The sequence below is a fragment of the Klebsiella sp. CTHL.F3a genome, from assembly GCF_019890895.1.
Lineage (GTDB): Bacteria > Pseudomonadota > Gammaproteobacteria > Enterobacterales > Enterobacteriaceae > Klebsiella > Klebsiella grimontii.
In genome coordinates this window covers 1030865-1048627 of sequence record NZ_CP082360.1, presented here as the reverse complement: position 1 = coordinate 1048627, position 17763 = coordinate 1030865, and the positions used below count along the sequence as shown (strand labels likewise).

General features: G+C 57.8%; 15 protein-coding genes and 1 pseudogene. 5 read left to right on the top strand and 11 right to left on the bottom strand.

The window, feature by feature from the left end; all coding sequences use genetic code 11:
* Positions 1–109: 109 nt before the first annotated feature.
* The 9 genes from recC to rppH form a co-directional block, all read right to left on the bottom strand.
* A complete protein-coding gene (recC, locus tag K7H21_RS05015) occupies positions 110–3484 on the bottom strand; it encodes an exodeoxyribonuclease V subunit gamma (protein ID WP_087829938.1) in 3375 nt (1124 codons plus the stop codon).
* Between the two features lie 12 nt (positions 3485–3496).
* Entirely contained in the window at positions 3497–3820 is a 324-nt protein-coding gene (locus tag K7H21_RS05010) for a prepilin-type N-terminal cleavage/methylation domain-containing protein (protein ID WP_223035634.1), read from the bottom strand.
* Positions 3805–4218, bottom strand: a complete 414-nt coding sequence (locus tag K7H21_RS05005; RefSeq protein WP_223035633.1) for a DUF2509 family protein — start codon at positions 4216–4218, stop codon at positions 3805–3807. The genes K7H21_RS05010 and K7H21_RS05005 overlap by 16 nt, the downstream gene beginning before the upstream one ends.
* Positions 4215–4778 (bottom strand): prepilin peptidase-dependent protein, encoded by a 564-nt coding sequence (locus tag K7H21_RS05000; RefSeq protein ID WP_172879899.1) that lies wholly within the window; start codon positions 4776–4778, stop codon positions 4215–4217. Before K7H21_RS05000 ends, K7H21_RS05005 begins: the two co-directional genes overlap by 4 nt.
* A complete protein-coding gene (locus tag K7H21_RS04995; RefSeq protein ID WP_004124582.1) occupies positions 4769–5236 on the bottom strand; it encodes a prepilin peptidase-dependent protein in 468 nt (155 codons plus the stop codon). The genes K7H21_RS05000 and K7H21_RS04995 overlap by 10 nt, the downstream gene beginning before the upstream one ends.
* Before the next feature lie 219 nt (positions 5237–5455).
* Positions 5456–6250 (bottom strand): thymidylate synthase, encoded by a 795-nt coding sequence (thyA, locus tag K7H21_RS04990; protein ID WP_004124584.1) that lies wholly within the window; start codon positions 6248–6250, stop codon positions 5456–5458.
* Between the two features lie 6 nt (positions 6251–6256).
* Positions 6257–7132: a prolipoprotein diacylglyceryl transferase gene (lgt, locus tag K7H21_RS04985; RefSeq protein ID WP_004124587.1), complete on the bottom strand. Its 876-nt coding sequence runs from the start codon at positions 7130–7132 to the stop codon at positions 6257–6259.
* A gap of 295 nt (positions 7133–7427) precedes the next feature.
* Complete coding sequence (ptsP, locus tag K7H21_RS04980; RefSeq protein WP_004124590.1) at positions 7428–9674, bottom strand: phosphoenolpyruvate--protein phosphotransferase; 2247 nt, start codon at positions 9672–9674, stop codon at positions 7428–7430.
* Positions 9675–9686: 12 nt separating this feature from the next.
* The gene (rppH, locus tag K7H21_RS04975) at positions 9687–10217 is read right to left on the bottom strand and encodes an RNA pyrophosphohydrolase (protein ID WP_004124593.1); all 531 of its coding nucleotides are present in this window, start codon (positions 10215–10217) and stop codon (positions 9687–9689) included.
* Between the two features lie 453 nt (positions 10218–10670).
* Between rppH and K7H21_RS29270 the strand changes: the two are divergent.
* From K7H21_RS29270 to K7H21_RS04955, 5 genes and pseudogenes are all read left to right on the top strand, one after another.
* A pseudogene (locus K7H21_RS29270) lies at positions 10671–10811 on the top strand (hypothetical protein); the annotation flags it as partial.
* Between the two features lie 88 nt (positions 10812–10899).
* Entirely contained in the window at positions 10900–11592 is a 693-nt protein-coding gene (gene mutH, locus K7H21_RS04970) for a DNA mismatch repair endonuclease MutH (RefSeq protein WP_004124598.1), read from the top strand.
* Between the two features lie 85 nt (positions 11593–11677).
* A complete protein-coding gene (locus tag K7H21_RS04965) occupies positions 11678–12391 on the top strand; it encodes a TerC family protein (RefSeq protein WP_004132983.1) in 714 nt (237 codons plus the stop codon).
* A 124-nt stretch (positions 12392–12515) separates the two neighbouring features.
* The gene (locus tag K7H21_RS04960) at positions 12516–12734 is read left to right on the top strand and encodes a YgdI/YgdR family lipoprotein (RefSeq protein ID WP_004105255.1); all 219 of its coding nucleotides are present in this window, start codon (positions 12516–12518) and stop codon (positions 12732–12734) included.
* A gap of 236 nt (positions 12735–12970) precedes the next feature.
* Entirely contained in the window at positions 12971–14011 is a 1041-nt protein-coding gene (locus tag K7H21_RS04955) for an NADP(H)-dependent aldo-keto reductase (protein ID WP_004124602.1), read from the top strand.
* A 134-nt stretch (positions 14012–14145) separates the two neighbouring features.
* Here the strand turns inward: K7H21_RS04955 and lplT are convergent, their stop codons facing one another.
* Positions 14146–15339: a lysophospholipid transporter LplT gene (gene lplT, locus K7H21_RS04950; RefSeq protein WP_004124605.1), complete on the bottom strand. Its 1194-nt coding sequence runs from the start codon at positions 15337–15339 to the stop codon at positions 14146–14148.
* Complete coding sequence (gene aas, locus K7H21_RS04945) at positions 15332–17491, bottom strand: bifunctional acyl-ACP--phospholipid O-acyltransferase/long-chain-fatty-acid--ACP ligase (RefSeq protein ID WP_049114675.1); 2160 nt, start codon at positions 17489–17491, stop codon at positions 15332–15334. Before aas ends, lplT begins: the two co-directional genes overlap by 8 nt.
* Positions 17492–17763 lie beyond the last annotated feature (272 nt).

Here is a 17763-nt window from a genome sequence, read left to right as displayed (position 1 = left end):
AAATAAAATAACCTAATGGGATAAGCTCTTAATAAAACATCAGTCCGTGATTCGCTGCGCATCATAATTGAACTGCCGTCCAGTGCGCAATTTTTATACTATTACAATGTTATTCGGACTGATGGAAACGAAACACCGGTAGCAAATAACGCTGCGTATGCGTAAGGATCTCTTCATAGTATTCTGGTTCCAGGGTACGCCACAGGCGCTGATACCAGACGTCGGTACCTTCACCGCTGACCACCATGTTCCCTTCATAAGCCTGTAGAAATTTACTGCGCGCTTTTTGCTGCGTCTCTTCGTCCATTAACATGACATCCTTTTCGGCGTCATAACAGACTTTTAGCCATGCGCCGCCGCTTTCCGGCAGCAGCAGCAGCGGTTTGGACATTCCCTGCAGGTAACCGTCAACCAGATCGTTAAGGTAGCCCTGGGCCTGCTCCTGCGCCAGCGGTGGAAAACGCCACTGGCCCTCTTTACGCACAAACAGCCGACTTTCGCCGCTACCGCCGCTAGCACAATAGACAAGATGCTCCAGCCAAAGTTGCATCCCTTGGGCCACGCTTAATAGCGAAGGCCGCCAGCGCAGCAAACCGTCGGATTGTACCTGCTGCAGCCAGCCAGTTATGTTGACTCCGTTGCATTGCAGATCGATTTCCATGCTTTGCCCCGGCTGGCGGCAGGCAATCACCCGTTCGGCCAGGTTTTGCATCTCCTGACGCTGGGTTTCCCAGGCCAGCTCGCCGAAAGCGCCGTAGGGTAGCTCGCCGGCGGCACGGAAGCGGCGATACATCGCCGAGGCGTCCTGCTCTTCAATCAGGGTGTTGAGCAGCTGCTGGTTCAGCTGATAGCGGCTCAGCCCTTCGAGGATAAAAGGTTCATCGTCGGGGATCTCGCTCTCCTCCGAGCGGAAATTCACCCGCAGCCGCTGCTGAAAGAAGGCGCGAACGGGGTGTTGCCAGAAGCGCAGCAGCTGTTCGAAAGGTAAGCGATCGATTTCCGGCGCCGGCAGCGGCTGGATGAACGCGCTGTGCGCTTCCCCCTGCTGGCTGGCGGCCGCCAGCCATTCCCGGGCATAGCTTTGATCTTCATTGGCCAGAAAATTAGCGGCATCGAAAGGCATGCGGGTATGTAGATGCGTGATGTGCTCTTTGACGCGGCGTTCGCTGGCATCGCAGTCCAGCTCCTCGTCGCCCTCCAGGCAATGGCTCTGGCCGATGTAGTCCACCAGCTCCTGAACCAGAACGGAGGGATAACGTTCACTGTTATCCTGAATAGAACGGCCGATATAGCTGATGTACAGCTTCTGTTCGGCAGACATCAGGGCTTCAAGGAACAGATAGCGGTCGTCATCGCGACGGCTACGGTCGCCGCGCTGCGGCTTCTGGCTCATTAAATCAAAGCCCAGCGGCGCCAGGGTGCGCGGATAAACGCCGTCGTTCATTCCCAGCAGGCAGACCACCTTGAAAGGAATCGAACGCATCGGCATCAGGGTACAAATATTGACTGGGCCGGCGAGAAAGCGCTGGCTGATACGCTGCTGATCGAGCCTCTGGGACAGCTCATCGCGGAGTAGCGACAGCGGTACCGTTTCGCCATATTGCGCGTCGACGCCGCCGTCAATCACCGCCTGCCACTGCTGTTCTATCAGCGCCAGGGCGGCCTCCGTTTCGCTGTCCGGAAGGAAGAAGTCGTTCAGAAGGTCTCGGCATAGCGGCAGCCACTCGGCTAATGGGCGATCCTGGGCCAGCCCGCGACGCCAGAGATTGAGCTGCATCAGCAGCGACGCCAGGTTGCCCACCAGCTCGGCGATAAGACCGCTCGACTCATCATAAGGCAGCACCGAGCGCCACTCCCCCTCGCTGCTGTCCATGGCGTAGCCCAATAGCATACGCGTCAGGCCAAAGCGCCAGGTATGCTGGCCGGTAGCAGGGAGGTCGAGCTCGCGCACGTTGTCGTCATCCATTCCCCAGCGTACGCCGGATTCGTTAACCCACTGGCGCAGGTAGCGCAGCCCCTCTTCGTCGATGTTAAAGCGCGCGGCCAGTACCGGAACGTCGAGCAGCGCCAGCACGTCTTCGCTGGCGAAGCGGCTGTCGGGCAGCGAAAGGAGAGTGATAAACGCCTGCAGCGCCGGATGCGATTCACGGGCGCGCCGGTCGGATATCGCCCACGGCAGCCAGCGCTCGCCGCTGGCGCTGCCGAAGACCGCCTGGATATAGGGGCTGTAGCTATCGATATCCGCCACCATGACGATAATATCGCGCGGGGTGAGTTCGGGATTCTCTTCCAGCATCGCCAGCAGCCGGTCGTGCAGCACCTCAACCTCGCGCTGCGGGCTGTGGCAGACATGAATCGTCAGGCTACGGTCATCCGCGGCCAGCAGCCGCTTGCTGCCGCTGTTGGCAAACTCCTCGGCGCTGCGCCCGGCCACCGCCGCATTGCGCAGCTCAAGAATATCCGCCTGCAGATTATGCAACAGGTTATCCGGCGCGATATCGACAAAGGCGTCCAGCTCTTCATAGCGCTCAAGACCCGCCAGCAGATAAATATAGTCGCGCCCCAGCTTGCCCCAGGAAGCCAGCAGCGGATTACCCACATCCTGCTCCCCGGCGTCGTTGAACAGCCCTGGAGCCTGTTCCGTATCGCGAAACAGCGGCAGCGCTCGCGTCGTTTCGCGGTGGTGACGGCGCTGGCGGGACAGCAGTTTTGCGAGAAATGCCGGGTCTTTAATGTCGCCCCAGTAGTAGCGACACGGGTTAGTGAAAAGGACATAGACGTCGACATGCTTACCCAACGCCTGTAGCGCCTGCAGATATACCGGCGGCAGCGCCGAAATCCCGCAAATAAAGACTCGCGACGGCAGCCCGGCGGGCGGCTCTTCGGCCGCTTCAAGCGCGCTGATAAAGCGTTGGTACAAATTGGCGCGATGCCACAGCGGCTGGCCCAGCTCGGCGGTATATTCCACGAGAGCTTTCCACAGCGGCGCCTGCCACTCCTGCGCATCGCCCAGGCCGTCCACGCGCCGATCGGCCTCCCAGCGCATCAGCCACTCGGGGCGATAAACCAGATACTGGTCATAGAGATCGGCGACTCTGGCGGCCAGCTGGAACAGCTTACGCTTGTCGCTATCGTCGTGCAGGTAGTGGCGCAGTAGCGTAAAAGATTCATCGTCAAGCCGCTGCGGTAGCAGGGTCATGAGTTTCCAGCTCATACTTTGTTTGCTGAACGCGCTTTCTCCGGGAATATCTTTCAGTACCCGCACGAACATATCCCAGATAAAGCTGGCGGGCAGCGGGAACTCAATGTTGGCCGCGATGCCGAAGCGCTGCGCCAGCGTCATCTGTAGCCACTGCGCCATCCCGGTACTCTGCACCAACACCATTTCCGGCATAAAAGGGTCATCCAGCCGCTGGCGCTCGACGATAAACTCCATCAACGCTTCAAGCACATCCAGACGGTTTGAGTGGTACACCCTTAACATATTCGCTCCTGGTTACTGACTGACCGGGCAATGCAGCCGGGTCATCTGCGCCCGCCTGGCTGCGGGCATGGTGATCGTTACCGTGATGCTGACACATCTTTGCACCGATGTCTGCACACGGGATACCTGGCGATTCGCGGGAATCACCGGTGGGCTAAGCTGAGCGAATCGCCACGCATCGCGCCACAGCTGACGGTACTGGTTAAGCTGCATAAAGCCGTTGGCCAACCCTCGCTGATAGCCGGCCAGCGTGGTCACAGTTGCGATAAGCAAGACTAAAGCCAGCAGCGTTTCAGGCAGGCTAAACCCTCTCTGCCGCCTCAGGGCATCTGGCATAGGCTCGCCTCCTTTAACGGGCAAAAATCGCTCCAGCCGTGAGGCGAAAAGCGAATGCGGCTTTGTTCGATTGCGCCTGACTGCCACAGCAGCATGCCGCCGCCATCGCTGCCGCCAATTAGCAATACCGAGGCGTCGCTAAAGATCCGCAAGCAGGCGCGCCAGCCGAGCGCCGCGTTCTGCTGGCAGCTAACCGTTTCCTGGAGAGACCAGGCGAGCCCCTTCCCCCACTGCAGCGCAGAATGCGCGCCAGCGGCATCGCGAAGCGCCTGTGTTTCGCTGGCCGTCTGCGCTAACAGCGAACGCTGCTGCTGGTTCAGCCCCTGGAGTAATAAACTGCCGAGCGCTAAAAGCAGCAGTACCATCAGTAGCGAAGAGAGCCCGCGCTGGCGATTCACAGGTTATATCCCGTTACGGCGTATTCCGCCCGCGCGCGGATTTGCGGGTCGGCGACCGAGTGCGCCGCCAGCGCGATCGATAATTCAGGCGAGAAGCCCGCCCTCTCCAGGCGCGTAACCTGAAACGCGGTGACCTGAATCGCCGCCGGGTTGGTCATTTTCTCCCAGCCTTTGCCGCTACAGGCGCTTGCTCCGCGCAGGGTTTCCAGCGCGCCATCGCGCAGACGAAACCCGGTGGTATCCGATTCCGATGACGGCGCGCTATTCCAGACGCCATCGCTGTTGCTATCCCAACTCACCAGCAGGCAATCACCGCCGCCTGCAATATACAGCGCCTGCCCGCGACAGAGGCCACGGCAATAGCCGGCGCGCTGCAGGTGCTTCGCTACGGTGTAGATTCGCTGCCAGAGCTCATTTTCCAGCGACTGCTGGCGGGTCTGGCGAAGCGTAGCCCACTGCAGCGCCGGGAGAAAACGCGCGCTGCCGAGCAGCAGTACGGAGCTGATAGCCATCGCGATCAGCGTTTCCGGTAGCAAAAAACCGCGGCATGTTACAGGCATGATGCTATCTCCTCGCCGCGACAGAGGCGGATTCGCCCCCAGTTTGAAACGATTATGTTCCAGCCGCCGGCCGCGCTTTGCAGGCGGATATGCCCGGCCCAGGCGGTATTACGCAGGCCATAGAATCCCAGCCCCGGCGTCATCGCGCTGAGCGAAACCTCCGGCCAGAGCGGTTGCAGCGTGAAAGCGTTCCTGACGCTACAGTCGGCCATCGGCCCGCTGGCGCTCAGGCACCACCCCGCCGCGCCCTGGCCGACGCTTAACACTCTATCGCGGTTGTGCCAGTTGGCGTCATCGCGTAGCAGCACCAGGTAGTCGCGGACCTGACAGGCGGTTTGCCACAAGCGCTGCTGCCGTTGCCAGCTCTGCCAGCCGTAAAGCCCGCTGGCGCCAAGAATGACGACCACGACCATCGTGACCAGGGTTTCAATCAGGGTGTAGCCATGTTCTCTGTTCATGGCCCAAGTATGCGGAGCATTGAGGCTTTATTCGAACAGTAAAATGCGGGTTTGCGTCGCGCTTCAGAGAGTATTTATGGTATTGCAACGGGTTGCAGAGACGCAGGATACCTGCTCGCAAAAAAGTCTTCTGACAGCGGGTTACTGCGCCGTTTGGCCTTGCTGGCGCATAAAAAAACCGGCGCTCGCAGGCACCGGTTTTTCGTCGTCACTTCCGGGTTAAATCGCCACTGGCGCTTTAATCCCCGGATGGGGGTCGTAGCCTTCGATTTCGAAGTCTTCAAAACGGTAGTCGAAAATCGATGCCGGCTTACGTTTGATCACCAGCTTCGGCAGCGCCCGTGGTTCGCGGCTCAGCTGCAGGTGCGTCTGCTCCATGTGGTTGCTGTACAGGTGCGTATCACCGCCGGTCCAGACAAAATCGCCCACTTCGAGGTCGCACTGCTGCGCCACCATATGCACCAGCAGCGCGTAGCTGGCGATATTGAACGGCAGGCCGAGGAATACATCGCACGAGCGCTGATAGAGCTGGCAGGAGAGCTTGCCGTCGGCGACGTAGAACTGGAAGAACGCGTGGCACGGGGCCAGCGCCATTTTGTTCAGCTCGCCGACGTTCCATGCCGAGACGATAATCCGGCGAGAATCCGGGTCGTTCTTCAGCTGTTCCATCACCGTGCTGATCTGGTCGATATGACGGCCGTCCGGCGCGGGCCAGGAACGCCACTGCTTGCCGTAGACCGGCCCCAGATCGCCGTTTTCATCCGCCCACTCGTCCCAGATAGTGACGTTGTTTTCGTGCAGATACGCCACGTTGGTGTCACCCTGCAGGAACCACAGCAGTTCATGGATGATGGAGCGTAAATGACAGCGTTTGGTCGTCACCAACGGGAATCCTTCCTGCAGGTTAAAACGCATCTGGTGGCCGAAGATAGAGACGGTGCCGGTACCGGTGCGGTCATTTTTTTGCGTGCCCTCGTCGAGCACTTTCTGCATCAAATCAAGATACTGTTTCATGGTTCCTCAAGAATTTTGTTGCTGCGGACGACAACGGTACGCCCAGACCATCATGATGATACCCGCAAGCACCATCGGGATCGAAAGAATCTGACCCATGCTGATGTACTGTACCCAGCCGCCGGTGAACTGCGCATCGGGCTGGCGGAAAAACTCCACGATGATGCGGAACAGACCATAGCCAATCAGGAACAGACCGGAAACCGAACCTGCCGGACGCGGCTTGCGGATAAACAGGTTCAGGATCAGGAACAGCACGACGCCTTCCAGCGCCAACTCATAGAGTTGGGAAGCGTGACGCGGCAGCGCGCCGTAGGTATCGAACAGCGATTGCCACTCAGGATGTGACGGCAGCAGCGCCAGGTCTTCCGCCCGAGAGCCGGGGAAAATCATGGTGTAGTGGAAGTTCGGATCGACGCGGCCCCACAGTTCGCCGTTGATAAAATTGCCCAGACGCCCGGCGCCGAGGCCAAACGGAATCAGCGGCGCAATAAAATCGGAAACCTGGAAGAAGGTACGCTTCGTGCGTTTGGCGAAAATGATCATCACCAGAATCACGCCGATCAGGCCGCCGTGGAAGGACATACCGCCGTCCCAGACGCGGAACAGATAGAGCGGATCGTCGAGGAACACCGGTAGGTTGTAGAAGAAGACATAGCCAAGACGCCCGCCGAGGAAAACCCCGAGGAAGCCAGCGTACAGCAGGTTTTCAACTTCGTTTTTTGTCCAACCGCTGCCCGGACGATTGGCCCGACGGGTGGCCAACCACATCGCAAATATAAACCCAACCAGGTACATCAGGCCGTACCAGTGAAGGGAGACCGGTCCAATGGAAAAAATTACCGGATCAAACTCCGGAAAATGCAGGTAGCCACTATTCATCTGTCACCATAAACACTTGTTATTCCGCCGAAAGTGGACAGCGGGGATCGTTCGCGCGCGTCAGAAACGGGCGCTCCAAAGGCTGCGAATGATAGCATAAGCGCGAAGGGCGATCCGCGCCGGACATGTAAAAGATATGTATACGAATGCGAATTCGCGGTTGAGCATTCCCGGAGGCGGCGCGCTGCGCCTGTCCGGACGACCCAACCCTCAGGCCGCTCGAATCTCGTCAGCGTTGTCCCGGGTCACGGCTAACGCCTTACCCGGGCTACAAATTCATGAACCGTAGCCCCCGCTACCGGCCGCCGCGAATCAGGCCGCCGAGTCCGCGTCGCTCCATAAAAGCCGCGACCTGATGGCGCACTTCGGCGGTCATCTGCGCGTCCAGGCTACGCTGGGAAAGCTCCTGGGCTTCATTGATATCGATGCGCCGCAGCAAATACTTCACTCTCGCCACCGAACGACCGTTCATCGACAGATGGCGATAGCCCATCCCGATCAGGATCGTCACGCACATCGGATCGCCCGCCATTTCGCCGCACAGGCGCAGGTCGATACCAAAACGCTCGGCGTCGCGGGCAATCATCGCCAGCGCCCGCAGTACGCCCGGATGCAGGCTGTCGTACATACTGGCGACCCGGGTATTGTTGCGATCCACCGCCAGAATGTACTGGGTCAGGTCGTTGGTGCCAACGGAGATAAAATCAACGCGGTTCGCCAGCTGCGGCAGCATAAAGACCATCGACGGCACTTCCAGCATCACGCCAAGACGCGGGCGGGGAATGGCGTAGCCAATCATCTCTTCCACTTCGCGGCTGGCGCGATCGATCAGGCGACGAGCCTCATCCACTTCATCGAGACTGGTGACCATCGGTAGCAGGATGCTGAGGTTTCCGGTTGCGGCGTTGGCCCGCAGCATCGCGCGGACCTGTACCAGAAAGATCTCCGGCTGATCGAGCGTGATCCGAATGCCGCGCCAGCCAAGGCACGGATTCTCTTCGCTAATCGGCATATACGGCAGCTGTTTATCCGCCCCGATGTCCAGCGTGCGCAGAGTGACCGATTTCTCGTTGAACATCTGCAGCATGCCCTGATACTGGGCAACCTGCTCCTCTTCAGACGGGAAGCCGCTTTGCAGCATAAAGGGGATTTCGGTACGGTAAAGGCCGATACCGTCGACGAAATTGCCGAGCTTTTCTTCGTGCTCGGGGCTGAGGCCCGCGTTGAGCATCACTTTTACCCGCTCGCCGCTTTTCAGTTCGGAAGCGCGTTCAAGATCGTCCTCAGCCAGGCGGCTAAGCTCGTTCTCTTCGCTGATCAGGCGCTGATACTCTTGCAGCAGCACCGGCTCCGGGTCGACCAGCAGCTCGCCGCGATAGCCGTCAACAATCAGGGTATGCCCGTGCAGCAGCGAAGGCTGAATATCCGCGCCCATCACCGTCGGAATGCCCAGCGCGCGCACCATAATCGCGGCATGGGAGTTGGCCGCGCCATCGCGCACCACCACGCCGGCTAAACGATCCTGAGGAACCTCCGCTAAGGTGGTGGCCGACAGTTCATCCGCCACCAGCACGATACGCTCCGGCCAGGTGTTTGGCCCCTGAATACTGTCATCAAGATGGAAAAGCAGCCGCTGGCCCAGCGTGCGCAGATCGCCCGCGCGCTCTTTCAGATAGCCGTCGCTGAGCGCGGCAAACTGTTCGGCAAACTTCTCGATGATCTTCTTCACCGCCCATTCAGCCACCGCGCCTTTATCGACTTCGGCGAACAGTTCGCGGCGTAGGCGCGCGTCGGAAAGCAGATGCGAATAGAGGTCAAAGATAGCCGCCGTCTCTTTCTGCGCGCCGGCAGAGTAGCGCTTGCTGTAGCGGCGAAACTCATTCGCCGCCTCTTCCAGCGCGCCGGTCAGCCGCTCGCGCTCGGAAGCGGTATCGAGCGTCGAGGCTTCATACACCTGCTCCATCAGCGGCAGGCTGACGTCCATCCAGCCTTCGGCAATCGCCACGCCTGACGAGGCGGGCAGCGCGCGGATGCGGGTCTGACGGTATTGACCAAACAGCGCGTTCAGCTGGGACTGAGAGAGAATGCCGGCGATTTGCGTGGCCAGAGTGACCAGGAATGATTCTTCGCTTTCGTCAAACTGGCGCAGTTCGCGCTGCTGCACGACCAGCACGCCGAGCAGCTGACGCCGCTGGATAATTGGCACGCCGAGGAAGGCGCGAAAACGGCCCTCTTTTACTGCGGGAATGTATTTAAAGCTGGGGTGCTTTTGCGCGTCGGCGAGGTTAATGGGTTCCGCCAGGCGGCCCACCAGGCCGACCAGGCCTTCGTCAAAAGCAAGCGCAACGATGCGCCCGCGGGGCTTTTTCAACCCGCGCGTCGCCATCAGGTAATAACAGCGTCGGTCATTGTCAGCCAGATAAACCGAACAGACTTCCGTCTCCATCGCGGCGCAGATATCGGTGACCAGGATATCCAGCGCCTCGTTTAAACGCGGCGCACTCGCGACCTTCTCGACTATTTCTCGCAACCGAGTGAGCATAATGTGCGTGGCTTAACCTCTTTTACGTCGATATGCAGGCGCGCTTTGCGGCTTAGGCGTGCTTTCCGCCAGCGCCATCGTGACGCTGGCGAACTCTTTCATCACCCTGCGGTATACGTCGCGCTTAAACGACACCACCTGGCGCACCGGGTACCAGTAGCTTACCCATCGCCAGCCATCAAACTCAGGTGTACTGCTGGTTTGCATATTGACATCCGCATCGCTGCCGATCAATTGCAGGAGAAACCACTTCTGTTTCTGGCCGATACATACCGGCTTAGTGTCCCAACGCACCAAACGTTTAGGCAATTTGTAACGCAACCAGTTACGGGTTGAAGCGAGGATCCGCACATCTTTGCGGCTTAACCCGACTTCTTCGAACAATTCCCGATACATCGCTTGCTCTGCTGATTCTCCTGGATTTATGCCCCCTTGCGGGAACTGCCACGAGTGCTGACCATAGCGCCTGGCCCACATAACCTGGCCCTGGCGATTACAGATTACAATACCGACATTTGGGCGGTAGCCATCGTCATCAATCACCGGACTACCTCAAAATAAGCTTCAATGTGAATGATTGTTTCACACTCGCTGGAAACGGTAAACCACTCTGTGAGAGCGATGAGTTCGAATAACATTTGAATAACTCACAGTAATACCCAGAGTTATAAACAGCGAAAGCCATACCCGGACGATTTTATTCACTTTTTCTGTGGATAGAGTTGTGAAGAAGTATGGAATTAACCCGGGAAAACCCGGAATCATCCGAACGGCGTAGCCATAACCATTAATAATAATGACCTAATTTTCATTATGTTAGCATGTTTAAATTTCATAATTCACAGTATAACGTGACGATCATCACATAAGCGATCCTGGAACTGATGAAAGATCGAGCAATGTTGATTTTATCCACAGATTACACAATCGAGCTGGGCATATTTTGTCTAAAAACTCGATTTTCCTCTCACGTCAAGGCTGTAAATGGAAACAGTAGTGGCGCTTTTCCCCAGTTATCCCATTTTTCTGTGGATAACAGGGTGTAAGATCCTGTTCATTGTCGGTGACCAGTTCTGGAAAACCCGGTTTCACCATTTTCACAGCGACAAAAAAATGAAAAAAAAGCCATACGAATCATCAAATTGTCATACTTACTCAAGAAAAGGTAAACTCTATCCACAATGGATGAAATTACTGCTCACTTTTTAGTCAGAGGTTTTACGTTATGCCGACCATCGCGCCGCTCTTATCCCCCCCGCAAAGCCAGGAGCAACTTCTGGCCCAGGCGCAGCAGCTGGCAGGCTATTCGCTGGGTGAACTGGCCCAGCTTGCCGGGATTCCGATTCCGCGCGATTTAAAACGCGATAAAGGCTGGATCGGCATTCTGCTGGAGATATGGCTGGGCGCCAGCGCAGGCAGTAAGCCGGAGCAGGATTTCGCCGCCCTCGGCGTCGAGCTGAAAACGATCCCCATCGATTCTTCAGGCCGCCCGCTGGAAACCACCTTCGTCTGCGTCGCGCCGCTCACCGGCAACAGCGGCGTGACCTGGGAGAGCAGCCACGTGCGCCATAAGCTCAAGCGCGTGCTGTGGGTGCCGGTAGAGGGCGAGCGGACGATCCCTTTGGCCGATCGCCGCGTCGGCGCTCCGCTGCTGTGGAGCCCCAGCGAAGAAGAAGATCGCCAGCTGCGGATGGACTGGGAAGAGCTGATGGATCTGATCGTGCTCGGCCAGGTCGAACGTATTACCGCCCGCCATGGCGAAGTGCTGCAGCTGCGCCCGAAAGCGGCAAACAGCAAAGCGCTGACCGAGGCCGTCGGCGCCCGCGGCGAGCCGATCCTCACCTTACCGCGCGGTTTCTACCTGAAGAAAAACTTTACCGCCGCCCTGTTGGCCCGCCACTTCCTTCTCTCCTCCTAAATAACGGCCTGCGGATGATTATTTTTTTGTTCTGCCGTAGCGGTTGCATATAATCGCATCTTTCTATTTTGCAGGACTTTGAACGATGTTATTTGCATGGGTAACCGATCCTAACGCCTGGCTGGCGCTTGGTACGCTGACGCTGCTGGAGATAGTGCTCGGGATCGATAATATTATTTTCCTCTCTCTGGTGGTCGCTAAGCTGCCCACGGCGCAACGGGCTCACGCTCGCCGCATTGGGCTAATGGGTGCGATGATCATGCGTCTGGCACTGCTGGCGTCAATCGCGTGGGTCGTCAAGCTCACCAATCCGCTCTTTACCGTGTTAGGCCAGGAGATCTCGTTTCGCGATCTGATCCTGCTGCTGGGCGGGCTATTCCTGATCTGGAAGGCGAGTAAAGAGATTCACGAATCCATTGAAGGCGAAGAAGAAGGGCTGAAAACCAACGTCCATTCCTTTATGGGCGCCATCGTGCAGATTATGCTGCTGGATATTATTTTCAGTCTCGATTCGGTGATCACCGCCGTCGGGCTGTCGGACCATCTGTTTATCATGATGGCGGCAGTGGTCATCGCGGTGCTGGTAATGATGGTCGCCGCTCGTCCGATAGGCGATTTTGTTGACCGCCATCCTTCGGTGAAAATGCTGGCGCTGTCGTTTTTGATCCTCGTCGGCTTCACGTTGATGCTCGAAAGTTTCGACGTGCACGTGCCGAAAGGCTACATCTACTTCGCGATGTTCTTTTCGATTGCAGTTGAAAGCCTCAACCTGCTGCGCAATAAAAAAAATCCGCTGTAGCCCGCTAAAATGCAGCCCTGAAACGGGCTGCAATCCTTTTTTAAGACTTAACTGCTTTTTATGTCTCATAAATCAGGCTATTAATATACTGGTACGAGGTGCGGCTATAATAGGGGTGATAACGATGAAAAAATGGGCAGTATTGATTTCCGCCGTAGGACTGGCGTTCTCGGTTTCCGGTTGCAGCAGCGATTACGTCATGGCAACCAAAGATGGTCGCATGATTCTGACCGACGGTAAGCCCGCCATAGATGACGATACCGGCCTTATCAGCTACGAAGATCAGCAGGGTAATAAAATGCAGATCAATCGTGACGACGTTTCGCAGATTATTAAACGTTAAGACCCGCCGCCGGGCAGCGATGTCTCATTTATCGCCGGGTTGAGCAGCTTTCATTATTCTTCAGATTTAAGAAAAGAGTCGGGACAAACCGGATCTGCCCGCCAGCATTAAGCGGGCCGGAGCGCGTCAACCCGGCTTTTTTGATTTTTTACTTCCCCTTTTTCTCCCCCTCTGCCATTTTTATATTCCTTTGTCGGGTAATGCCTGACCTTGTTGATAAAAAAAGGAAGCCGGCTATGCAGTATCACCGTATCCCACACAGTTCTCTTGAGATCAGCACGCTGGGGCTGGGCACAATGACGTTTGGTGAGCAGAATAGCGAGGCAGACGCGCACGAACAGCTCGATTACGCGGTGAGTCAGGGCATTAACCTGATTGATGTCGCGGAAATGTATCCCGTCCCGCCGCGCCCGGAAACCCAGGGCCTGACGGAAACCTACGTCGGCAACTGGCTGGCGAAGCGCGGCAATCGCGAAAAGCTGGTTGTCGCCTCTAAAGTCAGCGGCCCCGCCCGCAATAACGACAGCAGCATTCGTCCTGACCACAAGCTGGATCGCAAAAACATCCGCGATGCGCTGCACGATAGCCTGAAGCGTCTGCAGACCGATTATCTCGACCTCTATCAGGTACACTGGCCTCAGCGCCCGACCAACTGTTTCGGCAAGCTGGGCTACACCTGGGCCGATTCCGCGCCGGTCGTCACCCTGCTGGATACGCTGGACGCGCTGGCCGAATTCCAGCGCGCTGGTAAGATTCGCTATATTGGCGTCTCCAACGAAACGGCGTTTGGCGTAATGCGCTATCTCCACCTGGCGGATAAGCACGATCTGCCGCGCATCGTGACGATTCAGAACCCGTACAGCCTGGTGAACCGCAGCTATGAAGTGGGCCTGGCGGAAGTCAGTCAGTATGAGGGCGTGGAGCTGCTGGCCTATTCCTGCCTGGCGTTCGGTACGCTGACCGGGAAATACCTCAACGGCGCGAAACCGGCTGGCGCGCGCAACACGCTGTTCAGCCGTTTTACGCGCTACAGCGGCGAGCAAACGCAAAAAGCGGTAGCGGCCTATGTCGATATCGCCAGGCGGCACAACCTTGATCCGGCGCAGATGGCGCTGGCCTTCGTGCGTCGTCAGCCTTTTGTCGCCAGCACCCTGCTTGGCGCGACGACCATGGAGCAGCTTAAGACCAACGTCGAAAGCCTCCATCTGGAGCTAAGCGCAGAGGTTTTAGCCGAGATTGAAGCGGTGCATCAGGTTTATACCTACCCGGCACCGTAAGGCCGTAAAAGCTCCCGGAGGCGATGCTACGCATCTGTCCGGGCTACAAGTTCGTGCGGTTTGTAGCCCGGACAGGCGCGACGCGCCGCCTCCGGGAAAATACGTATACGGTCAGCGAAGCGCCACCAGAGAGACTATCTGCGTCGTCCCCAAATCCACAGGGCAGTAATCGCCAGCGCGAACACCACGCCAAAGCCAATCCCTACGCCCACGACAGGAATACCGATGCTCACCGCCAGCGAATAGAGGCCCAGCATCAGCAGCATCGCCACGTTTTCGCCGAGGTTCTGCACCGCGATAGCGTTACCCGCGCCAACCGTATGTTTGCCGCGCTCCTGAAGCAGCGCGTTCAGCGGCACGATAAAGAAGCCCCCGAACGCCCCGAGCAGCAGCAGCAGAGCAAACGCCGGCAGCAGCGCCTGTTGGATGGCGAAAAAGATAACCGCCACGCCAATCAATATCCCGGCAGGCATACAGCGCGACACCGTTTCCAGCGTCACCAGCTTCGCCGCCGCGCCGGCCCCCAGTACGATCCCCACCGCCACCATCGCGTTAAGGTAGGTTGGCATGGCGTTGCTGGTAATGCCCAGCGCCACCGGGACCCACAGCACCAGCAGGAAGCGAAGCGTCACGCCCGCCCCCCAGAACAGGCTGGTGCCGACTAACGAAAAGCGGGTCTCACCGTTGCGCCATAGCGTCGTACAGGCGCTGAAGAAGCTGTGGGTCATCGGCCTGAAGCGCCACGACTGTCCGGGGCGAGCCGCCGGCAGCTTCGGGATCCACAGGTTGGCAACGACCGCCCCGGCATACACCACCGCGCAGACGCTGAGCGCCGCCACAACGTGCCAGTCGGCGAGAATACCGCCCGCCATCGAGCCGAGCAGGATTGCCGCAATGGTCGATGACTCCATCAGGCCATTCGCTTTCACTAACTTATCGCCGGTGGTCAGCTCGCCGAGGATGCCGTATTTAGCCGGAGAATAGGCGGCGGCGCCGATGCCCACCAGCGTATAGCCAATAAACGGATTCACGCCGAAGCAGATACAGCCTGCGCCAACCAGCTTCAGGCCGTTCGCCACCATCATCACCCGCCCTTTGGCAAAGCTATCGGCAAACTGTCCGACAAACGGCGCGAAGAGAATGTAAGCGCCCACAAACAACATCTGTAATACCGGTTGGCTCCACTCCGGGTAGAACAGCTGCTTCATCAGCGCCAGGGTGGCGAACAACAGCGCGTTATCGCCAAATGCCGAAAGAAACTGGGCGCAGATAACCGCCATCATCCCTTTCGAATACAGCGACGTGTTAGTGTGTACTGACTCACTCATCCGAATCTTCCGCCTGTTCAACCATGCCTTTAAGGGTGACAAAGTCCGGCTTGCCGCTGCCCAGTACCGGGAGCTGCTTCAGCCAGCGAATGTCGCGCGGTACCGCCAGCTCCGGTACGCCGTGTTCACGGGCATAGCGCAGCAGTTTTTCACGATTCAGTTCATTATCGGTAGTAAACAGCACCAGGGCCTCGCCTTTGCTGGCGTCCTGTTTAATCGCCGTAGCGTGCATTTTGTCCGGCGAAACCGCCAGCGCCACCTGTTCGACCATCTCCAGCGACACCATCTCACCGGCGATTTTGGCAAAGCGCTTCGCGCGGCCCTGAATCCGCACGTAGCCCTGCTCGTCAAAGCTGACGATATCCCCGGTGTCGTACCAGCCAGCCTCGATGACACCATGCTGATTTTCCGCCGCTGGCGCTTCCAGTACCCCAGGATTTTCCACCCGCAGATAGCCGTTCATAATGTTTGGCCCTTTAAGCTGCAAACGGCCCCCCTCTTCAATTCCCGGCATCGCCAGCAGACGCGCGTCCATCCCCGGCAGAATGCGGCCAACGGTGCCCACTTTCGCCGCCATCGGCACGTTGATCGAGACTACCGGCGCGCATTCGGTGACGCCGTAGCCTTCAAGAATGCGCAGGCCAAACTTGTCCTGCCAGATCTGCTTCGTGCTCTCCTGCAGCTTCTCCGCCCCGGCGACAACGTAGCGCAGGCGGTAAAAATCATACGGATTCGCGAAGCGGGCGTAGTTGCCAAGGAAGGTGGAGGTGCCGAACAGCACGGTACAGTTGCGGTCGTACACCAGCTCCGGCACCACGCGATAATGCAGAGGGCTGGGATAGAGGAACACTTCCGCGCCGGTAAACAGCGGAGTCAGCAGGCCGACCGTCAGGCCAAAGGAGTGAAACAGAGGCAGCGCCGACATAAAGCGATCGTTCGCGGTAAAGTCGGCAATGGTTTTAATTTGTTCGACGTTGGCCAGCAGGCTTTTATGGCTATGCACCACCCCTTTCGGGTTGCCTTCCGAGCCGGAGGTAAAGAGGATCATCGCCGCGTCTTCCGGCTGCTGCTTAACCTGAGCCAGCTTCGGCATCATCAGGTGAGCAAAAATCCACAGCTTATCGCCGGCGGTGACGTCGCCTTTTAAATCTTCGAGGAACACCCAGCGCACCTGAGTCAGCTGCTCCGGCAGGTGCCAGAGTTTGCCTTTTTCGAGGAAGGTGCGTGAGGTGAACACGGTTTTGATTTCCGCGGCAGTAATGGCGCTGCTCAGGCCTTTGACTCCGGCGGTATAGTTCATCATCGCCGGGACCCGGCCGCGGGCGATCGCGCCGAAAATCACCGCCGCGCTTATTCCGGCGTTCGGCAGCATCAGGCCGATTTTTTCGCCCTGGGCGCTGTATTTTTCCAGAATGCGCGCCACGAAGAGGGTTTTGGTCAGCAGCTTACGGTAGGTGTCCGGCTGAAAATTGATATCTTCCACGCAGTTTTTGCGCGCGCCGAAGCGGTACTGGGCCGCCAGCAGCGACTCATACAGCGTTTCGCGCGGGCGCACCGCCATCCGCGCTTCCATCATGATCTGATGCAGCATTTCACCGGCAATTTTACGCCGCTCGCGGGCGCGAGGCGCATCGGGCATCGGCAGATGCGTCGGCGGCAGCAGGTGCAGCTGAATGCGCGGGAACAGACGGCGTTTGACCAGCCCTTTCAGGCGGCTAAAGGGGGTTAATTCAGCGCCTTCGATTCTCAGCGGCACGATGGTCGCCTGCGACTTCGCCGCCACAAAGGCGGCGCCGTCGTAAATTTTCATCAGCGAACCGCTCACCGTGATCCGCCCTTCCGGGAAAATCACCACCGGGCGCCCCTGCTCAATCAGGCGGACCAGATGTTTTATCGACATCGGTTTGGTCGGGTCCAGCGGCACAAAATCAATAATCGGCTTTAGCGCGCGCATAAACCAGCGATCGCTGATTGAGGAATAGACCGCAAACACCGGGCGCACCGGCAGGAAAAGCGCCAGCAGTACGCCGTCAATAAATGAGACATGGTTTGGCGTAATCAGCACCTTTTGCTGATACAGCGCCTGCGGGTCACCGGTTAACTTGACCCGGTACAATCCTTTGAAAAGCAGTCTAAAAAATCCCAAAAGCATAACAACTCCGTTTGACCGGTTAATCAGTCAAAGCAGGTTACATGAGAAGGGGCGGAAAATGCACCAGGAGGAGCGGAATTCAGGACAAAAAAAACCTGCGCATCCGCGCAGGTCGGTGCAAGATAATCAGTACGAAAAGCGTACTTAAAAAACTCACCAATCAATACCTCTGGGATCCTGATTGTCTCGTTTTTCCCGCCGCCGCCGCCAGCCATAAAACGCAAAGGAATGAGCCTAAGTGCAACCAGTTATTACTTTTTTCGCGAACTGTA